At 69.7% G+C, this 2,992-nt stretch carries 4 protein-coding genes; all 4 read left to right on the top strand.

Features of this window, described 5'->3' with window-relative positions; all coding sequences use genetic code 11:
* Positions 1–916 (top strand): acyl-CoA dehydrogenase family protein (locus tag HC022_RS22820; protein WP_167453931.1); only part of this gene is annotated, 916 nt, incomplete at its 5' end.
* Between the two features lie 38 nt (positions 917–954).
* Positions 955–1,986 carry an enoyl-CoA hydratase/isomerase family protein gene (locus HC022_RS22825; RefSeq protein WP_167453932.1) on the top strand — a complete coding sequence of 344 codons (1,032 nt, stop codon included), beginning with the start codon at positions 955–957 and terminating at the stop codon, positions 1,984–1,986.
* A gap of 87 nt (positions 1,987–2,073) precedes the next feature.
* On the top strand, positions 2,074–2,724 hold the full coding sequence (locus HC022_RS22830; RefSeq protein ID WP_085954121.1) for a DsbA family oxidoreductase: 651 nt from the start codon (positions 2,074–2,076) through the stop codon (positions 2,722–2,724).
* A 75-nt stretch (positions 2,725–2,799) separates the two neighbouring features.
* The coding region (locus tag HC022_RS28835; protein ID WP_217704089.1) for a hypothetical protein at positions 2,800–2,992 on the top strand (193 nt) is incomplete at its 3' end.

A 2,992-nucleotide genomic window follows, 5' to 3' on the forward strand; every position in this document is an offset into this window, starting at 1 on the left:
GTTGCTCGGGCTTGGGGGCATCTACGTCAGCGAAGAGAACGGCGGCTCGGGGCTTTCGCGCCTCGACGCGACGCTGGTCTTCGAGGCGCTGAGCATGGCCTGCCCCTCGGTCGCGGCGTTCCTGTCCATCCACAACATGTGCGCGCGGATGATCGACGCCTACGGCTCGCCCGGGCTGAAGGAGCGGTTCCTGGCCCGCGCCTGTGCCATGGAGACGGTGCTGTCCTACTGCCTGACCGAGCCCGGCTCGGGTTCGGACGCCGCGGCGCTCAGGACCCGGGCCGAACCCGCCGGCAACGGCTGGGCGCTCAACGGCGCCTTCGTGATCGAGGACGGCACCGAGGGGCTCTCCTTCGGCGGACTCGAGCAGAAGATGGGCTGGAAGGCGCAGCCCACCCGTCAGGTGCAGATGGACGGCTGCGTCATCCCCGCCGCCAACCTGCTGGGCGAGGAGGGCAAGGGCTTCCGCTACGCCATGGCCGGGCTCGACGGCGGCCGGCTCAACATCTCGGCCTGCTCGCTCGGGGCGGCGCAGGCGGCGCTGGACGCCACGCTGCGCTACATGGCCGAGCGCCGCGCCTTCGGCCAGAGCATCGACCAGTTCCAGGCGCTGCAGTTCCGCCTTGCCGACATGGAGATCGAGCTTCAGGCCGCCCGCACCTTCCTGCGCCAGGCGGCGTGGAAGCTCGACCAGGGCGCGCCGGATGCCACCAAGTTCTGCGCCATGGCCAAGAAATTCGTCACCGAGGCGGGCTCGAAGGTGGCCGACCAGTGCCTGCAGCTGCACGGCGGCTACGGCTATCTCGCGGATTACGGCATCGAGAAGATTGTCCGTGACCTGCGCGTGCACCAGATCCTCGAGGGCACCAACGAGATCATGCGGCTGATCGTGGCGCGCGGGCTGGTGTCCGCGTGACCGAAGCGACCGCCGCGAGCATTGCAAGGACCCCGACCATGACCGACACCGTCATCCGCCGCACCGGCCGCGCCGGCCATGTCACCCTGTCCCGCCCCAAGGCGCTGAACGCGCTGAACTATGCCATGTGCCTCGAGATCGAAGCCGCGCTCGACGCCTGGCGCGCCGATCCCGAGGTGGCGCTCGTGATGATCGACGGCGCCGGCGACAAGGCCTTTTGCGCCGGCGGCGACATAGCCGAGATCTACCACCAGGGCCGCGCCGACGATTATGCCACCGGGCGGGCGTTCTGGCGCGACGAGTACCGGCTGAACGCCAAGCTCGCCGAGTACCCCAAGCCGGTGATCAGCTTCCTGCACGGCTTCGTGATGGGCGGCGGCGTCGGGCTTGGCGGGCACGTGGGCGAGCGGGTGGTCTGCGAGAGCTCGCAGATCGCCATGCCGGAATGCGGCATCGGCTTCGTGCCGGACGTGGGCGGCTCGCTGCTGCTGGCGCGCGCCCCGGGGCGGCTGGGGGAATACCTCGGGCTCACCGCCGCGCGCATGGGTCCGGGCGACGCCATCCACGCGGGCTTCGCCGACCATTTCGTGCCCGAGGCCGACTGGCCCGCGCTGAAGGAACGGCTGGCGGCGACCGGCGATGTCGCGGCGCTGTCCGAGGCGGCCTCCGCGCCCCCGGCAAGCCCCATGGCCTCGGCGCAGGACGAGATCGACGTGCTCTTCGGCGCAGACAGCGTTGCGGGCATCCGCACAGCGCTCGAGGGTGCCAAGGGCCCCATCGGCGAGGCCGCCCGCAAGGCGGTGGGGTGCAATTCGCCGCTGTCGATGGCGGTGACGCTCGAGATGCTGCGCCGGCTGCGCGCCGGCGATGGCGACATCCGCGCGGCGCTGCGGCAGGAATACCGGGTCTCGCACCGCATCGTCGAAGAGGGCGATTTCGTCGAGGGCGTGCGCGCGCAGATCATCGACAAGGACCGCACTCCGCACTGGCGCCTCGCCGCTGACGAGGTCACTCCGGCGCAGGTCGAGGCGATGCTGGCACCGCTGGGCGAGGACGAACTGGCGCTCTGAACGGGGCGCCCGGGGCGCATGCGACAAAGGTTTATGGTTCAGGTCCGTCCCGAAACGCGCTAGAAGCGCTGGAAAAGGATGGAACTCATGGTCACGCTCGACATCTTCTCCGACCCGATCTGCCCCTGGTGCTATATCGGCAAGAGCTACCTCGACCGCGCGTTGCAGGACGCGCCAGACCATCCGTTCACGATCCGCTGGCGGCCCTTCATGCTGAACCCGGACATGCCCGCGGAGGGCATGGACCGGCGCGCCTATCTCGAGACCAAGTTCGGCGGCAAGGACGGAGCGGTGAAGGCCTATATGCCCGTCTTCGAACACGCCCGCGACGCCGGGCTGACCATCAACCTCGACGCCATCGAGCGGACGCCCTCGACCCTCGACGCCCACCGGCTGATCCACTGGGCGGGGATCGAAGGGGTGCAGACCGCCGTAGTCTCGGCGCTCTTCACCGCCTATTTCGTCGAGAGCCGCGACATCGGCAACCGCGAGGTTCTGGGCGACATCGCCGATGCCTGCGGGCTCGACGCGAGCCTGATCCTGCGGCTTCTGGCCTCCGAGGCCGACCGGCGCGAGATTGTCGAGATGGACGCCACGGCGCGCGGCATGGGGGTAACCTCGGTGCCGACCTTCGTGGTCGCGGGCCAGCACGCGGTGCCCGGCGCCCAGCCGGCCGAGCTCTGGTCGCGGGTGATTGCCGAGCTCAAGGACGGCGGGGCCCGCGCGGCCCTGGCCTGATCTCGACACCCCTCCCCGCGCCCCCGGCGGGGCCTGATCTGCGCGCATAGCGGAATTGCATGCTGCGAGCACCGAATGGCTGTTGTCAGGCCGGGCGCCGATCCGATAGCCCGATGGCAACGCCATTTCGCCCCGCGCGCAGCCTTCGTCCTGCCGGCGGACCGATCACCAAGGATCCGACTTTCCATGCGCCCTGATACTGTCCCCGGACGCCCCGAGTTCATCGCCATGCTGGCGATGCTCTTTGCAACCATCGCCTTCTCGATCG

This window comes from Salipiger sp. HF18 (assembly GCF_011806505.1).
Classification (GTDB): Bacteria; Pseudomonadota; Alphaproteobacteria; order Rhodobacterales; family Rhodobacteraceae; genus Salipiger; species Salipiger thiooxidans.

Bases quoted from the DNA above. Each gene is read 5' to 3' on its own strand.
- HC022_RS22830 (WP_085954121.1), top strand. From the start codon at position 2,074: ATGGTCACGCTCGACATCTTCTCCGACCCGATCTGCCCCTGGTGCTAT.
- HC022_RS22825 (WP_167453932.1), top strand. From the start codon at position 955: ATGACCGACACCGTCATCCGCCGCACCGGCCGCGCCGGCCATGTCACC.